Annotated in this window: 1 pseudogene; it reads right to left on the bottom strand. The window is 77.5% G+C overall.

Annotated features, from left to right (window positions below):
- A pseudogene (locus JHD82_RS30405) lies at window positions 1-125 on the bottom strand (DUF2157 domain-containing protein); the annotation flags it as partial.
- Between the last annotated feature and the right edge of the window lie 199 nt (window positions 126-324).

Genomic DNA, 324 nt, shown 5'->3' with positions numbered 1-324 from the left:
AACAGCTGCCAGGGGTCCGCTCCCGTCTGGTAGGTCTGCCCGAAAAAGGCGAACAGCGCACCCGTGCCCAGCAGCGCCAGCACCGACAGCGGCACGCGCGCCGCCGCGCGCCATGCCGCGCCAAGACCTGTCTCTTATACACATCTGACGCTGCCGACGAAATGCGAACAGTGTAGATCTCGGTGGTCGCCGGATCATTGAAAGGGGGGGGGGGGGGGGGGGGGGGGGGGGGGGGGGGGGGGGGGGGGGGGGGGGGGGGGGGGGGGGGGGGGGGGGGGGGGGGGGGGGGGGGGGGGGGGGGGGGGGGGGGGGGGGGGGGGGGGG

This window comes from Delftia sp. ASV31 (assembly GCF_016428765.1).
GTDB lineage: Bacteria > Pseudomonadota > Gammaproteobacteria > Burkholderiales > Burkholderiaceae_C > Comamonas > Comamonas acidovorans.
The sequence above is the reverse complement of the archived record's forward strand: the minus strand, read 5'-3'. Positions and strand labels throughout refer to the sequence as shown.